This is a genomic window from Rhodovulum imhoffii (assembly GCF_003046545.1).
Lineage (GTDB): Bacteria > Pseudomonadota > Alphaproteobacteria > Rhodobacterales > Rhodobacteraceae > Rhodovulum > Rhodovulum imhoffii.
In genome coordinates this window covers 44,110-58,982 of the sequence record NZ_QAAA01000015.1, presented here as the reverse complement: position 1 = coordinate 58,982, position 14,873 = coordinate 44,110, and the positions used below count along the sequence as shown (strand labels likewise).

The window sequence follows — 14,873 nt, the reverse complement described above, 5'->3', positions numbered from 1 at the left end:
GATCCAGTTCATCCGGTAACTCTTCCAAGACGCCGGGTAATCAATGGCATGTCACGGCATCACCCCGCCTCAAGGCAATTAACGCAACAGTCCCGCAAATATTGCCCTTGTTCTTGGTCATTTGGATCGGTAAAAGCGTCGCCGGAGATGTGGCCGAGTGGTCGAAGGCGCTCCCCTGCTAAGGGAGTAGGCGGGAAACCGTCTCGAGGGTTCGAATCCCTTCGTCTCCGCCACTTGCCCCCGCGAAAGCGTTCTCCCGATCCGGCTGCGACCGGATTTTTCCGTTGTTTTCGAGGGTTATGCGGGAGGGGCTGACCACTGGCCCCGGTGCGCGGTGGCCCGGAAGCGTTCTCTCAAGGCCGATATTCTCTGGACCTCATGACTGCCGTGCTTTAGTGAATAGCTTGTAAGAACCTGGCAATACGGCGTTTTTCTGAGGCCACCCCGAACACTTCGACGCCGGTGGCAACCGTCAAGAAGGAACGGGCGTCAAACGTTCTACGCTTGAAATCCGATGCACCTTCTTCTCTGCATAGCCGATCAGATTGTCTGCCAGAGATACCGCTCGAATGAATTTTTAGTGATTTAAAACCGGCACTTGCGTATTTGTCCATCGGCCTTTGCCGCTATCAGCGGGAATGTGCGGCACAACGTCAGCGACCGTGCGCTCAACCAGATGAGGCGGATCCTGCGTCATATCCCAGACGTGAAAGCGATAGGAGTCGCCAGCCTGCTCTGCTTTTTCCCACTCGTTGCGAGTAAGGATGAAACGCAGTGGTGAGGCGGTAGTCGATTTCACCTCGATCAGCTTGTTTTGGATTCCATGTGGGCCATGGTCGTAGGACAGCACGTCGTAGCCCGCGAAGTTGTCATCGAAGCCAGGCCATTCGGGTTCCAGGTCGATCCCGAGGGCCTTAAGCCGCTCGCGCTCATATTCCAACGTCAGGACCTCCGCCGCTCGCCCTTGTTCCATCTTTTCCTGATCGGTCAGAACGCGGGCATAGCCGGAGACAGAATCCCACCATTTAACGACGTGGATAGGCGTCGGGCTCTCCATGAGGCCAGCGGCGGCAAAGATATCCTGATCGTTGGGATCGAGCTTTTTGACGAAGCGTTGACGACCCTGGCGCATGAGCTTCGCCCAGATCGGTTGATGCTTCAGTAGAACACCCCTTATGCACGTTTGATAGAAGGCATGGCCGTTGAGCGGGCAGTCCTTTTCGACGATCTCGGAGAGATAGACCGAGGCCTCCATATCGAGGCTGTGCGCGTCGGCTTCGACACGATCGATTAAGGACAGAAGATCGGGGGTCGTCAGATCGGGATGATCGGCCATGTATTTGCGAAGAAGACGCAGCCCTTCAAAGCAGGGCAACGAGAAAAGCCGCTCAGTCGAGATCGTTCCGCTCATACTTCCTCCGACGGAGCGGCTGGCGCGGTACCCTCCAGCTCTGCAATGAGGTCGATAATGTCCTTTAGTTCGACATCATAATCGAGGGGATCTGCGGCTTCTTCTTCGTCAAAGGCGATCTCATGGAGATCGGGATCGTCGAGGAGCTGCTGCATATTGCGGATTTTCTCGACAAGGCGGCGGCTCACCGACATATCGATGCTGCCGATTACGGGCGGCGCTTTCGAGCGATAGATGCGGATGTGGGTTTCTTCGTCCGGGCCGAGGCCGAGGCGATGAATCCGGTCGATGGACTGAAGATAATGCGTCGAGACATAGCTGCGGTCGGCATAGATCGCGTGGTGACACACGGTATGAAGGCTGATCCCTTCGCCTGCGGCAGCGGGGTTGGCGACAAGGACGAAGCAACCTGAGTCTTCATGAAAGCGGCGTATACGCCCCTCCCTGCATTCAGGATCATCAGGAAGACCGGACGGCACGCCGCCGTGGATGTAAACGGGGTTAAGATCGGCCAGAGCCGACACAAAGCTATGGATCGTGTCAGTGAAAATCGTCCAGATCACGCACTTCTTGCCCTCCCTAGCAAGAGAATAGGCGTGGTCCATGACCGCCCGCATCTTGGCAGAATGGCCTTCGTCGAGGACGAGATCGACGATATTTGAGTCTACCTTGACGTCATCGTTGGCCATCGCGCTCAGCGCCAAGGCCGGATTGATGGAAAGCTGAAGAAGGCGCATGACCGAGCGCCGCGCGCGCAAGAACTGCGCGTCACCCATGCCGCGCGAAAGCTGTTTGGAGTAGTCGCGGATGAATTCGTTGCGAACGATGGAGTACAGCGCGAGTTGCCCTGAATCCATTCCGACATCGATGAAATGCCGCTCCGCGGGTGGAAGGCCAAGTTCGGTCTTGGTGGTGCGGACATAAAGATTGCCAAGCACTTCGCGCGGCGACTTCCCGTGCGAGATTTCAAGGCCATAGCCGTGCCCTGGCCACAAGAAGTCGAGCTGGGATTCCATGTCGGACGCTGCCTGCGGCATGGGCGTCCCGGTCAGGATATCGCGCCGCACGGGATCATCGGCCGTGCGCAGGAAGAATGCGCCGCGCTGCGACTGCCAGCCGGCTTTCATGCGGTGAGCTTCGTCGAGAACAAGATGGGTCGGCGTAGTGGCGAAGTGTGCTGCCAGCATTCCCTGCTGACGGATCACCATGTCGTAGGAAATGATAAACCGTGTCGCGCCGGAGTGAAGCGCTCTACGGTTTTCGTCTTCGCTGCCGACGAGAAGCGTGAAGGGTTCAGCGCCGCCATAGGGTGCATCGTCTTCCATGCACTCATCAACGATGTCCATCCATGCTTGGAAGGCGGCTTTCGGGGCGACAACGATGAAGTGTTGACCTGGTTGGCGCGTCAACATATGCAGCGCGAATGTCACGGTGGTCTTGCCCGCGCCAGGCACGGAGAAATTTGCGCCGTTGCTTAGGGCAAGAAGGTGAGAGAGATCGCGAAGCTGAAAGTCACGAAGCTCACGCTTTGTAAAGCCCGTGGCCTTTAGCTTTTCTTCGATCTCATCGGGCGAGAGCACTTCGGTGATCTCGCCGCGTTGTTCGCGCGTTTTCTTTATCTGCGCTGTGAAGGCACGGAGCTTGTCGGCGGCTTCGCCTTCAGGTCTGAAGCGGAAGTGAAGGCTTTTCTGGTTAGCTTTGCTGCCAAGCTCGCGAACCACGCCTAGCGTATCAGGCCATGAGAGATTGATCTCGCTGCCAGCAAGAGTGTGGTCGAGCTTCTTGGTACGGATCGCCAGCTTCAGGCGTGACCAGATGGGGGTTTCGAGCGCGTCTTCAGGCACGGAAAGCGTGCCCGTGTGATCGGGGTTATACCGAACAGAAACGGCAGTCGGGGCATCGCTCACGCAGGCTTACTCCTCCCCTTCAGTGTCGGACGCGCCGCCTTGCTGCCGAGCCTTTACAGTCGTCTCGATCTTGTCGAGATTTTTGCGGATCGATCCAATTTGCTTGAGGATCGCTGGCAGTGTCGATGTGCCCGCGGCGCTGATATCGATGCCCGTCACCTTGGAATTGACCTGTGCAAGTGTTTTAAGCGCCGCTTCCTCGTTCTTCTCGCCTTTGTCGAGTTCGATAGCCGTTTCGCAGGCATCGATTAGGGTCATGATCCTGTCGTCATTACCGTCGGCGTCGCGCAACGCGTCGATAATCGGCGTGTAGTCTTTGCTAATGCCGTCATCATCGATGTCGATGGCAAAATCATCATCATCGACGAGGTCTTCATCGTCATTGAAAGGAAGTTCGAGCCGCTCATCGAGGATTTCCAGCACTTTTGGCGCGAGCTTTCCGAAAGCGGCGTTGAGGCGGTAGACGCGCCCACTAATTTTATCTCGGTTCTCGTAGATCGACCAGGCAATCGCGCGGCTAGCATTCTGGAGATTGACGTCTTTTTTGGCTATGGCCTTCGGGAGATCGCCAAAGATTTGTTGCCCGTCTTGAAGCAAATCGTACTCGCCAGGTTTCTTGACCCACTCGCTCAAATACAAATCTGCCTCATCGAGAGCTTGCAGGACGTTCTCGATGTCAGGCTTGCTTCGGCGCAGGCGGTCGGCGACCTCCTTGGTGGAACGACCTTTTCCCACCTGGCGGCGGATCAGGCGTGCATCACCGATCCAGTCGTAGTCGAGCTTGGTCTGCGGACGAGCCTGGAGGTCAGCTTCGATGTCATCGATCTCATCTCGCGTCACGTCAGGGGGTAGGACGGCGCATTTGATGTTTGTAAAACGTTCATCGACCGCGCCGTCTTTGCGGGTCTTGAGTTCGCGCATAGCGGCAAGCCTGCGGTTGCCATTGATCACGACACCCGTGCTTGTGATGAGGATAGTCTCGCGCTGTCCATCTTTTTCGAGAACCGAGATGATGGGGGTAACGGACTCCGTCCCTTGCTTGGCAAGTTTGGCAAGAATTTCATGCTGTGCCTGCTGGGCCGTCGTTAGTTCCTGCCCCTTTTCAAAGAAGTCTTTTGCCAGACCCTCGCGCGCGATCTCGGTTTGTTGCGCGCTGAATGTGCGGCAGTTTTCCATCCGATAGACAGGCACGTCTATTGGTAGCGAGATGACCTTGGGCGTGAATGACCCGCTGCGAAAATCGTAAATCGTCTCGCCAAATTCATCCGAGGCTTCAAGGCGCTTGGCGATCATGGCTTCGCGTTCGGCGCGGGGTTTGAGAGTAATCTTGTAGGTCATAGAAATCCCCTTCACTGAAATGCGACGACGAGGATCGGTACTGTGATTACACGGTCGAACAGCTCCAGTTCCTTGATGACGCGCTCGGCATTGGCGATGTTGTCTCCAATTATCTTCGCAGCTTCCCTCGTCGGCAAAGCGAGCGCGGCAGCCTCAATGCGCTCGCTCTGAAAGAGGTATTGAAGCTTCAGAAGATCATACGGCGCGCGACTCATGTTTCCGGTCTGAAGTTGAAACGCCAGATCGTCCTGCATGGCAAAAACACTCAGACCGTGCGCCTGATCGAGATTGACGTTTAGCGCCCATCCCTCGTTAAGGAATTCGTTTTCAACATGCTTTCGTATCTGCGGCGTACAGCGTGGCTCAATCTTTACGGCCGGCGCTTCGAAGACGTCAGTGAGCCACTCCTTTAGGTCGCGCCGTTCCCATTCGGCTCCTGCGCTATGATGATCTTCGTATGTGTAGGCAAGCTTCATAGATCCCCCTATGCTTTGGGATCATAGACAGGTTTGTTCATAGGGCGGGTTCTGAGTGTGCCGGCGCGTAGCTCGTGAATCCGCCTCCAGGCAATGTCGATGTAGGCCCTGTCAAGATCGCATCCGTAGGCGTGGCGGCCATGTTTCAATGCCGCGATCGCAGACGAGCCCACACCGAGATATGGATCAAGCACGCTCTCACCTTCATTCGTCAACGCCAAGACCAAGCGCTCTACAAGTCCTATAGGGAACTGGCAGGGATGATCAGTCTTTTCCACGTGGTTGGATTTGACGTTGGGAATGTCCCAGACATCGGAGGGATTCTTCCCGAGGGGATTGCTCGATAGCTCCCCCTTGTTGGGCCCTTTAAAATGCTTCTTGTTTGGATACTTTGATGGGATGCGAACAGGGTCTAGGTTGAACGTATAGTCCTCAGATTTTGTAAACCAAAGAATTGTCTCGTGCCGGCCCGAGAATCGCTTCTGGCAGTGCAAGCCGTGACCGAATGTCCAGACGATCCGGTTGCGAAGCTGAAGCCCGTGGTTTTTGAAGAGCGGGTAAAGTAGAATATCGAGCGGGAATATCTCGCCGCTATCGATGTGATTGCCAACTTGCCAGCAGATGGATCCCTTAGGCGCGAGGAGGCGAACTGCTTCTGCGATGCACGCGGCTTGGTCTTCGACGTACTTGTCCTGCGACGTGCGCTTCTCGTAAGCCTTACCAATGTTGTATGGCGGGGACGTGACTATCAAGCTCATGGACTCGTCCGGCAGACGACGCATGAACTTCAGATTGTCCTCGCAGGCAATCTCGGCGTTACAGTCCCTTTGTAGGCGATGAACGTCGCTGCCACGATCGTCATCTGTATGAAGCACAGCGATGGCGTTATCTTGCATCATAGAAGAAGTCTCGGTGATTTTGGGCCGCAGCGATGCTGTGGCAAGACGTCGATGTGGGCAGCATCGTCATGATATCTGGTGCCACCCATGAAGAGCAACCCTAGATATGGCGCGGGTTAGGGCGCGCGGGGCCATCGAGAGGACACCCAAACATCCTTAACAGCGCCCAAACAGTGAGGAAGCACTCCTGCCGCACGTGATGATGTGGTTTTGCGGAGTGAGAACGAGGCGCGCACCGTACTGAGTTCAGCTGGTGCCATCGTGCTGCCGCGCCCAGTCGGCTGGAAAGGGTTCAAGCAGCCGCCCCAGTGTCACCTCCGGTCCCTGCTTCCCGTCCAGGATCGCCTCGACGATGCGAGGCGCGAGCAGCGTGAGCCGCAGAACGCGGGTCGTGTAGGAGGGCGCTATGCCCTCCCGTTCGGCCAGTTCGGCGATGGTGGCGTATTCGCCCGATTCGAGCATCCGCTTCCATCGGAACGCACGGGCCAGCGCTTTGACCAGCGTGTTGTCAGTCCGCTGCGATTGCGTGGCGCCGTCGGGCAACTGCATCTCTTTCTTCCCGCCACGCTTCACGATCCGGAACGGAACGTGGAGCGTGACCGTGTCGGGGACCGGGGCCCCGCGGGTCATGCCGCTGCTCCGATGCTGCCAGACAGCATCTCGCGCGCGAGCCCTCCGAGGCCGTCCATCCGGAGCCGGACGTTCAATCCGCCTGTGCCGACGTCGACGCGCTCGACCAGCAGCGCCGCGATGCGGGCCTGTTCTGCGGGGAAGAGTTCGTCCCACAGCGGGTCGAGTTGCTGCAGGGCCGCACGGGCGTCGGCCTCGGTGATGTCGTCTGCGTGGGCGCGCGCGGCCTTCCATGTCCCAGCCACGATCTCGGGTTGGCGGAACACGGCGCGCAGCTGGTCGATGACGGCCGCCTCGATCTCACCGGCCGGCACGCGGCCCACCGGGCACGAACCGGCACCATGTTTCAGCACAGTCTGGCTGACGTAGTAACGGTACAGCCGCCCGCCCTTGCGGGTATGCGTCGGCGAGAATGCTGCACCATCGGGGCCGAACAGCAGCCCCTTCAGCAGCGCGGGCGTCTCGGCGCGGGTGCGCGCGGCGCGCTTTCGCGGGCTCTCCTGCAGGATGGCGTGGACGCGATCCCACGTCTCGCGGTCGATGATCGCGTCGTGCTCGCCGGGGTAGCTCTCGCCCTTGTGGACCGCCTCGCCGATGTAGGCGCGGTTGTTCAGCATCCGGTAGAGGTATTTCTTGTCGACCCGGTTGCCGCGGGGCGTGCGGATGCCGCGCTTCGCGACCTCCCGCGCCAGTTCCGTCCCGGAGCCGATCTCGAGGAAGCGGGCGAAGATCCAGCGGACGTGTTCGGCGTGCTCCTCGTCGATCACCAGCTTCCGGTTCTCGACGCGGTAGCCGTAGGGCGGCACCCCGCCCATCCACATGCCCTTCTTCCGACTGGCGGCGACCTTGTCGCGGATGCGCTCGGCCGTAACCTCCCGCTCGAACTGGGCGAAGGACAGCAGGATGTTCAGCGTCAGCCGCCCCATGGAGGTCGTCGTGTTGAACGACTGCGTCACCGAGACGAAAGTTACGCCGTTCCGGTCAAACACCTCGACCAGCTTGGCGAAGTCCGCGAGCGATCGGCTGAGGCGGTCGATCTTGTAGACCACCACCACATCTACCAGCCCGTCCTCGATGTCCTCCAGAAGGCGCTGAAGGCCGGGCCGGTCCAGCGTGCCGCCCGAGATGCCGCCGTCGTCATACTGATCGCGGACCAGCACCCAGCCCTCAGAGCGCTGGCTTGCGATGAACGCCTCGCAGGCCTCACGCTGGGCGTGGAGCGAGTTGAACTCCTGCTCCAGTCCTTCCTCGGAGGACTTGCGCGTGTAGATCGCGCAGCGCAGTTTCCGGACGATCGGTTTCGTCATGTCCGCGCCCTCCGGTTCTTGAGGCCAAAGAACACCCAGCCGTTCCAGTGCGTCCCGGTGATGGCGCGGGCAATGGCGGACAGCGACTTGTAAGGCCGTCCCTGCCATTCGAAGCCGTCCGAAGTGACGGTGACGACATGCTCCACGCCCTGCCATTCGCGGATCAGCCGCGTGCCGGTGATGGGCATCGTGTCGGCGCGGATGCGGCTTTTCTTCCGGTCGCCGCCATCGAGGTCTTCGCCCAGCCGCTCCAGCCGCCGGATCGTCTCGGGCTTCAGCCCGCCATAGGCCAGCTCCTGGATGCGGTATGCCAGCCGGCTTTCCAGGTAGCGGCGGTTGAAGGGTGGCGGTTCGCTGTCGAACAGGTCGCGCCACTGCGCCTTCAACTCCTGCGTCGTGGCGGTCTTCAGCGCGGCCAGGCGCGCGGGGATGGGATCATGGGTCGTCATGCGGTTCTCCGGTGAGTTGGAGTTGCATGACGGCATGCGCTCGCCGGAGAGTGTAGGCGATTTTCTCCAGTATCATCAGAAGGTTCGCCGCGCTCGCGTAGCTGCAACCGGACCAGCCCGAGCGCCAGCAGGCCGCACAGTTCGGCGCGGCGCTCGGCGGGAGTCATCTGGTCGGGTGGTAGAGGATTGGGGCGTTTCATGAAGGGCGGGTCCGTGAGGTCTCGCCCTTCTCCTACTCACCGCATTCGCGAACCGTCCCACGTGGCCGGGACAGGCACGGGTGGAGGCGCCATGGACTCGACTCTCGGTTGTCCCGTCGGGTAGAACATTATCGGAACACAGATCGCGCTCGCGCGGTGACTCGGTAGTATCGCTTCGGCCAATTTCGGCAGCGCATCGCATCGCGCAAGATGAAGCGGATCGCCGGAAGGCGTTCGGGCTTCCGCCCGTCCGCAGGACCTTCAGGACCAAGAGGAGATAATATGCCGAAGAGGATCAGAAATTTCGTCGATCGTGCTTTTTCGAGAACCGTGGATATCGAATTGCTCCACCGACTGCTGAGCCCCTATTTCGGGCAGATCGAATTCGATTGGAATGAGCTTCCCGACGATGACAAGAAACGCCGCGAGGCGATCTTCAACCTCTTCGCGAGGGCAGACACGCGGTTTCCGGCCAAGCTGCAGTTCGCCCTCTACAACATTTCCACCTTGTCGACCGATGCCGGCGCCCGGATCATCCTGGAGATCGCCACGGAGGCCGGGGTCGACGTTCTGGCGCCCCATCGTGTCGAAGGCGGCGACGACGATTTGCGGTTCACCCCTCGCTTCATTGCGCTGGTTACATGGCTTGATCACGGGGCGATCTTCGATCGGGCGCTCAGTGCCGCGGCATTCCTCGCACATTCCTCCAAGCTCGAGCGCGATGCCGACCGCGAGGATGTCGAGCCGCGCCATCACGAGGCCGGTGTTCAGAGCGACTTCACCGAGGCCGTGCGGCGGCATTTCGCGAGCCGCTACAACGGCCACTATTGCGACGTGCGGTGGTTCGAGGAGGAGGATCTGCTGCGCGTCCTGATCCTGCACGGCTCCAAACCGGAGACGAAGAACGTCGACCAGGAGGGAATCGAGGACACGCTGAAGTTCCGCGAAATCGTCCAGTCGACCATCGAGTATGATCCCCGGCAGGGCTCCATCGCCGTCGGCTCGAAATCGGCCGCCGATGCCAAGAAGCTGGTCAAGTTGTTCGGAGAGCATGTCCTGGGAGACAAGGACATTTTCGAGGCGTCGGCGAAGGAGCAGCTCTACACGCTCGAGCCGCTGCAGAAGTTGGGCGCCGCGTTCAGGTTCCACTTCGACCCCGATGGAGATATCACGCATGTCGCCTTGCGTGAGGTGCGCGTCGACGAGGCCCAAATCACGACGACGGGGCGTTTGCGCCGCTCGCCATGGTTCCTCACGCTTGGCGATTCCCAGAATGCCCTCAAGCGTTTGAAGGACGTCGCGTCGGACCTCGACATTGCCGACCTGCGGATTGTGCATGCCAAGGTCGATGTGACCATCGAGATGGACGACGCGGAGGTGGTGGTTCCTGTCACCATCCGGCCGCCGCGCACCGTCAGCATGCGCGACCATTCCCACGAACGGCTCATTCTCGAGATGCTGGAAGACAATGACATTCGCAAACGCCGCAGAACTGGTCAGGCTGCTGCTGCGGCAGAGTGATCGTCATCCGATCCGCGCCGTCGGCGCTGCCGACCTGAAGCACTACGAGCCCGGTATCGTCCGCTCGCTTCGCAACCGCGGGATCCTCGTGGAGCGGGAGGACCTGCGCGACGACGGCGCTGTGGTCTTCCATGTCGTCGATGATGGGCTGGTCGTCGTCGATCCGGAAACCAGCGAGTGCGAACGCTACGAAGATGCGCTGGATGTCCAGACCTTCGACATCGACATCGCCGCGCTCTGCCGTGCGATCCGCGAGCAGTCGGGGCTGGGCGGGCCCGGCCCAGCGGCGCTCTCGGCCCGGGTCTGGCGGCTCGGCAGGCATGAGGGCCACGGTCGCGCTGCAGAGATCTGCCTCGTGCGGCGGTTGCGCGAGGACGCCGCACAGGAGATCGTTGATCACGTGCGCGGCGCCATCGACGGCGAATCCCCCGTCGCCCTCATCAGTCTCGGCAGTTGCGATCTGCCCACGGCAGTAGCCCGTCAGCTCGAGGCTCTGCGCATGACGGTGGCCCGTGCCGAGGACCTGCTCCGCGACGATCCAGATCTTCCCTTCGCGCTCGATCTCGGCCGGATCCGTGTGCCTACGGGATCGCAAGCGTCGGATGCACGCCTCCAGATCGACCGTATCGGTCGCCGTGTGATCTTCGAAGGCATCGAACTCGGCGTCGAGCCGCGGGACTTCGACGCGTTCGTAATGCTCGCGGAGGAGGCCGTGGCTGCCGGCGGCTGGGTGCCGAAGGACAGTCTCTCGGCCACGCTGCAGGCCAGCACGGGACGGGAGAGCAATCCCGAACAGGTCGACCGCTGCATGAACAGGCTACGCGATGCCTTCCGGAGGAACACGCGTCTGACTGCGGTTCCGGACAACGGGTTCATCGAGCGGAAGTCCAAGGTCGGCGCTCGTCTCACCCTCTCGCCGTCCGAGATCGCGTTCATAGCGTAGACCCTTTCTCCGGCGCCGGGAGGTTTTCGGGAGGTTTTCAGGAGAAGTCCGAGAGATAAACGATTTCAGCATGTTGCACGGTCGGGTCGTGAACGGAAACGACCAGGATCGAACGACATGCACCCACCGATTTCCCCCTCCGACCTTGCCACGCTGATCGACGAGACAGACGTTGCGGCGCGGCGTCTGCACCGTAAGCTGGCGCTCCCTGCCGCCGACCTCGATGATCTCCGCCAGGACCTCCTGATCGATCTGATCTGTCGGCTGCCGGGCTTCGACAAGCGCCGCGGCGCCATCGGCGCCTTCGCCAACATCGTGCTGCGCAACCAGTGCTCGCGCCTCGCGATCCGGCACCACCGGCAGCGCCGAGCGCAGGGCGGCACGATGCTTTCCCTCGACGCGCCTATCGCCGGCTCGGTCGAACCGCTGGGCTGCATCTTGGCGGAATCGGATGGGCTGACCGCCTGGCACGGCCAGGACCGCGATCCGCAGGCGGACATCCAGACCCGCGAGGCTGTGCAGTCCGCACTGGCGCGGTTGCCCGAGGCCGACCGCCGGTTCTGCTGCGCGCTCGCCCATCGGTCCGTGACGGCGCTGGCCTCCGAGGGCTTCGGCAGCCGCTCGGCGCTCTACCGGCGCCTCGCCGATCTCCGTCACGTCCTTACCGCCTACGGGCTCGGTCCCTCCTGGGACGATCTCGCTGCGGCGTGAGTAGAGGCGAAAGGAGGAGATCATGTTCATGGGCAACACCCCCTTCATCACCGTCCGCGCCAGCCGCCCGCTGAGCGAGATCGAGTTCTGCGCGTGGGTGGCGCAGGCCGCGCCCGGCGACCGGCTCGAATACCATCGCGGTTTCCTCGTGCTCGACATCTTCCCGATGCTCGGCCGCCTCGCGGACCGCGAGCGGGAGGAACTGTCGCGGCTCGGATCGCGCGCCTTCTGGGCCGCCGAGCAGGGCCTCGTCCACCTCGTGCAGGAGCGCGTGGGCCCCGACCGCTTCGCCTACATCGCCGTCGCGCGCCCGAAGCCCAAGCATGCCGCCGCTTCGCTGTCGGCGCGGCTGCTCGAGGAGCAGGCGGCGTGACCTCCCACATCCAGACCCCATTCGCCGATCACGGAGACCCGTTCATGCCCTGGCCGAACAACAGCCCCACGCCCGAAGACCTGCCGGGCATCCCCGACGCCGAACTCGCGCAGTTTCCCGTCGAACTGCTCGCCATCCTGCAGCGCGAGACCGAGGAGGCGCTAATGCGCGCCAGGGCGGCGAAAGCCCGGCTCGATGCCGCGCTGACCGTCCGATACGCCACCCGCGCCGCCGAAGAACGGCAGGTCCGCGCCAAGGACACCGGCACCGTCCGCTTCGACGACGGCGATTTCACCGTGGTGGCCGATCTGCCGAAACGGGTGGATTGGGACCAGGACCGGCTCAGCGAAATCGTCGAGCGCATCCGGGCCTCGGGCGACGACCCCGCCCAGTATGTCGACATCGCCATCAAGGTGCCCGAGCGCAAATACGCCGCCTGGCCCGACAACATCCGGGCGGTGTTCGAGCCCGCCCGGACCGTGCGCACCGGCGCGCTGAAGGTCGAGCTTCTGCCGCAGGGAGGCGCGGCATGAGCCTCCGGATCGTCACCGCCGACGAGCGGCTGCGCGAGGCGCAGGGCAAGACCACTATGGCGCTGTTCGGTCCGAGCGGCGCCGGCAAGACCACGCTGCTGAAGACGCTGCCGGCCGAGGAGACCGTCTGCCTCGATCTCGAAGCCGGGCTGAAGTCGGTGCAGGACTGGCGCGGCGACAGCCTGCCGATCCGCCGCTTCGCCGACGCTGTGGACATCGCCTGTCTGATCGGCGGCGCAAACCCCGCGGCCCAGCCCGACGAGCATTTCTCGGAGGCGCACCATGCGCATCTCCGCGGACAGCACCCGGAACTCGCTGCACGGCTCGACGCCAAGCGCATCGTGTTCGTCGACAGCATCACCGACCTCACGCGCCAGGCAATGGCCTGGGCCAAGACCCGGCCCGAAGCGATGTCGGAGCGCACGGGCAAGCCGGACACGCGCGGCGCCTACGGGCTGCTCGCTCGCGAGGTGATCGGGCTCCTCAAGCACCTCCAGCACGCGCCCGGCCGCACCGTGATCTTCGTCGGCATTCTCGAGCGGATCACCGACGAGATGAACCGGACGATCTGGCAGCCGCAGATGGAGGGCGGGAAGGCCGCGCGCGAGCTGCCCGGCATCGTCGACCAGGTGATGACCCTCGGCCTCTTCAGCCCCGAGACCGGCCCCGATGGCGCCACCGCCTGGCGGCACGACCCCGAGAAGGGCGAGACGCGTCGCCTCGTCTGCCGCTCCGGCAACCCGTGGGGCCTGCCCGCGAAGGACCGCTCGGGACGCCTCGACCTGACCGAGCCGGCCGATCTCGGCGCGCTCCTCTCCAAGATCAACCACGCATCGAAAGGATGAACGAGATGACCTTCGACATGAACGACGTGGCGCCGCAGCAGTCCGGCGACCTGATCCCCGACGGCACCTTCGCCAAGGTGACGATGTCCATCCGCAAGGGCGGCACGGACGGGGCGAGCGAGGTGGACTGCGGCCTCCTGAAGCCCTCGAACCAGCCCGGCAGCGACGTGCTGATGCTCGACGCCGAGTTCACGGTGGCCGAAGGACCGCATGCCCGGCGCAAGTTCTGGCAGAACTTCACCGTGCAGGGCGGCAAGCTCGACGAGCAGGGCCAGTCGATCGGCTGGAAGATCTCCAAGAGCCAGTTCCGGGCCATGATCGACAGCGCGCTCGGCCTGAACCCGGAGGACATGAGCGAGGCGGCCAAGGCCAAGCGCGTCCTGCGCGGGCTCGCCGATCTCGACGGGATCACCTTCGTCGCGAAGATCCAGATCGAGCCGAACCGCAACCCCGCCTACAAGGACGCCAACAAGCTCGACCATGTCGTGCTGCCCACCGCGCCCGAGTGGCAGAAGGTGATGGCCGGCGAGACGGTGCCGGCGCAGCCCTCGAACAAGCCCCGGCCGGCCGCCGCGCCCGCGCAGCCCGCAACCCCCGCCTGGGGCCAGTCGCAGCCCGCCGCGGCCCCGGCCGCGCCCGCGTGGTCGTCGCCGGCCTCCCAGCCTGCCGCCCAACCTGCGCCCGAGCCCGCCGCGCCGAAGGCTGCGGGCGGCCCGGCCTGGCTGAACCCGTGAGCCCGGACGAATGGCAGGCGCATGTCACCACGGAGGCGGCCCTTGCGATGGGGCGCTGGCTCGAGGCGCGGGGGCGGCTCGACCGCCCCATCGCGAGCCTCACCCGGCGCGACCTGGAATGCATGGCCTCGAACGCCATCAGCCGCTTCATTGTGCTGGCCTCCGAGCGCCGAACCGCCGCGCCCGACGAGGAGGAGCGAAGCGCGCTCGACCTCCTGCTCATGGGCTGACCCGGGCCGAACTCTGCCGCCGCGTGCCTTGCGCGCTCTGCGGCCGGGAGGCCCGGGGCTTCGGCTACTGCCACGGCCTGCGCTGGGACCGCCACCCCCATCACCGCTTCTGCTCCATGGCCTGCCTCACGGCGGGTTCGGCCAACGCCAAGAGGAACCACGGCATGATCGACAAGACCGACATGGAAACCCGCGCGATCCGCGACGCGCGCCGCGAGCTGGCCGAGGCGCTGACGGAGATGGGGCTGATGGAGCCCTTCTTCGACCGGCCGGCCGAGGACATCGACCGCCTGATCGAGGCCTGCGTCGACGGATTTCAGGCGTCGATGCAGCGCCAGTCCGACGCCGGCGACGTGCCGTTCTGAG

18 protein-coding genes and 1 tRNA gene are annotated in these 14,873 nt (G+C 62.6%); 11 read left to right on the top strand and 8 right to left on the bottom strand.

Going from position 1 to position 14,873, the window contains the following annotated elements:
* Both C8N32_RS15135 and C8N32_RS11515 read left to right on the top strand, forming a co-directional pair.
* A partial coding sequence (locus tag C8N32_RS15135; RefSeq protein ID WP_211309713.1) for a hypothetical protein occupies positions 1 to 182 on the top strand: 182 nt, incomplete at its 5' end.
* Positions 144 to 233: transfer RNA gene (locus C8N32_RS11515), tRNA-Ser, on the top strand. The genes C8N32_RS15135 and C8N32_RS11515, both read left to right, overlap by 39 nt.
* A gap of 344 nt (positions 234 to 577) precedes the next feature.
* Here the strand turns inward: C8N32_RS11515 and C8N32_RS11510 are convergent.
* From C8N32_RS11510 to C8N32_RS11475, 8 genes are all read right to left on the bottom strand, one after another.
* Positions 578 to 1,411: a protein NO VEIN domain-containing protein gene (locus C8N32_RS11510; protein ID WP_107893134.1), complete on the bottom strand. Its 834-nt coding sequence runs from the start codon at positions 1,409 to 1,411 to the stop codon at positions 578 to 580.
* A complete protein-coding gene (locus tag C8N32_RS11505; protein WP_107893133.1) occupies positions 1,408 to 3,318 on the bottom strand; it encodes an SNF2-related protein in 1,911 nt (636 codons plus the stop codon). The genes C8N32_RS11510 and C8N32_RS11505 overlap by 4 nt, the downstream gene beginning before the upstream one ends.
* 6 nt (positions 3,319 to 3,324) lie before the next feature.
* A complete protein-coding gene (locus C8N32_RS11500; protein ID WP_107893132.1) occupies positions 3,325 to 4,656 on the bottom strand; it encodes a hypothetical protein in 1,332 nt (443 codons plus the stop codon).
* Between the two features lie 11 nt (positions 4,657 to 4,667).
* Positions 4,668 to 5,132 carry a BglII/BstYI family type II restriction endonuclease gene (locus C8N32_RS11495; RefSeq protein WP_107893131.1) on the bottom strand — a complete coding sequence of 155 codons (465 nt, stop codon included), beginning with the start codon at positions 5,130 to 5,132 and terminating at the stop codon, positions 4,668 to 4,670.
* Between the two features lie 8 nt (positions 5,133 to 5,140).
* Positions 5,141 to 6,028, bottom strand: coding sequence for a DNA-methyltransferase (locus C8N32_RS11490; RefSeq protein ID WP_242509418.1), 888 nt, complete (start codon positions 6,026 to 6,028; stop codon positions 5,141 to 5,143).
* A 249-nt stretch (positions 6,029 to 6,277) separates the two neighbouring features.
* Entirely contained in the window at positions 6,278 to 6,661 is a 384-nt protein-coding gene (locus tag C8N32_RS11485; RefSeq protein WP_107893129.1) for a hypothetical protein, read from the bottom strand.
* Positions 6,658 to 7,968: a recombinase family protein gene (locus C8N32_RS11480; protein WP_107893128.1), complete on the bottom strand. Its 1,311-nt coding sequence runs from the start codon at positions 7,966 to 7,968 to the stop codon at positions 6,658 to 6,660. The genes C8N32_RS11485 and C8N32_RS11480 overlap by 4 nt, the downstream gene beginning before the upstream one ends.
* Positions 7,965 to 8,417 carry a DUF2924 domain-containing protein gene (locus C8N32_RS11475; protein WP_107893127.1) on the bottom strand — a complete coding sequence of 151 codons (453 nt, stop codon included), beginning with the start codon at positions 8,415 to 8,417 and terminating at the stop codon, positions 7,965 to 7,967. Before C8N32_RS11475 ends, C8N32_RS11480 begins: the two co-directional genes overlap by 4 nt.
* 482 nt (positions 8,418 to 8,899) lie before the next feature.
* Here C8N32_RS11475 and C8N32_RS11465 point away from each other — a divergent pair, with 482 nt between their 5' ends.
* From C8N32_RS11465 to C8N32_RS11425, 9 genes are all read left to right on the top strand, one after another.
* Positions 8,900 to 10,138: a hypothetical protein gene (locus C8N32_RS11465; RefSeq protein ID WP_107893125.1), complete on the top strand. Its 1,239-nt coding sequence runs from the start codon at positions 8,900 to 8,902 to the stop codon at positions 10,136 to 10,138.
* A complete protein-coding gene (locus C8N32_RS11460) occupies positions 10,086 to 11,081 on the top strand; it encodes a hypothetical protein (RefSeq protein ID WP_107893124.1) in 996 nt (331 codons plus the stop codon). The genes C8N32_RS11465 and C8N32_RS11460 overlap by 53 nt, the downstream gene beginning before the upstream one ends.
* Positions 11,082 to 11,198: 117 nt before the next feature.
* Complete coding sequence (locus C8N32_RS11455) at positions 11,199 to 11,792, top strand: sigma factor (protein WP_107893123.1); 594 nt, start codon at positions 11,199 to 11,201, stop codon at positions 11,790 to 11,792.
* 22 nt (positions 11,793 to 11,814) lie between these two features.
* Positions 11,815 to 12,165: a hypothetical protein gene (locus C8N32_RS11450; protein WP_201132293.1), complete on the top strand. Its 351-nt coding sequence runs from the start codon at positions 11,815 to 11,817 to the stop codon at positions 12,163 to 12,165.
* Positions 12,166 to 12,209: 44 nt separating this feature from the next.
* Positions 12,210 to 12,698, top strand: coding sequence for a hypothetical protein (locus C8N32_RS11445; protein WP_107893122.1), 489 nt, complete (start codon positions 12,210 to 12,212; stop codon positions 12,696 to 12,698).
* The gene (locus C8N32_RS11440) at positions 12,695 to 13,543 is read left to right on the top strand and encodes an ATP-binding protein (protein WP_107893121.1); all 849 of its coding nucleotides are present in this window, start codon (positions 12,695 to 12,697) and stop codon (positions 13,541 to 13,543) included. The genes C8N32_RS11445 and C8N32_RS11440 overlap by 4 nt, the downstream gene beginning before the upstream one ends.
* Entirely contained in the window at positions 13,540 to 14,277 is a 738-nt protein-coding gene (locus tag C8N32_RS11435) for a hypothetical protein (RefSeq protein ID WP_242509419.1), read from the top strand. Before C8N32_RS11440 ends, C8N32_RS11435 begins: the two co-directional genes overlap by 4 nt.
* Positions 14,274 to 14,507, top strand: coding sequence for a hypothetical protein (locus C8N32_RS11430; RefSeq protein ID WP_107893120.1), 234 nt, complete (start codon positions 14,274 to 14,276; stop codon positions 14,505 to 14,507). Before C8N32_RS11435 ends, C8N32_RS11430 begins: the two co-directional genes overlap by 4 nt.
* Before the next feature lie 164 nt (positions 14,508 to 14,671).
* Positions 14,672 to 14,872: a DUF6511 domain-containing protein gene (locus C8N32_RS11425; RefSeq protein ID WP_242509420.1), complete on the top strand. Its 201-nt coding sequence runs from the start codon at positions 14,672 to 14,674 to the stop codon at positions 14,870 to 14,872.
* Position 14,873: the final 1 nt, after the last annotated feature.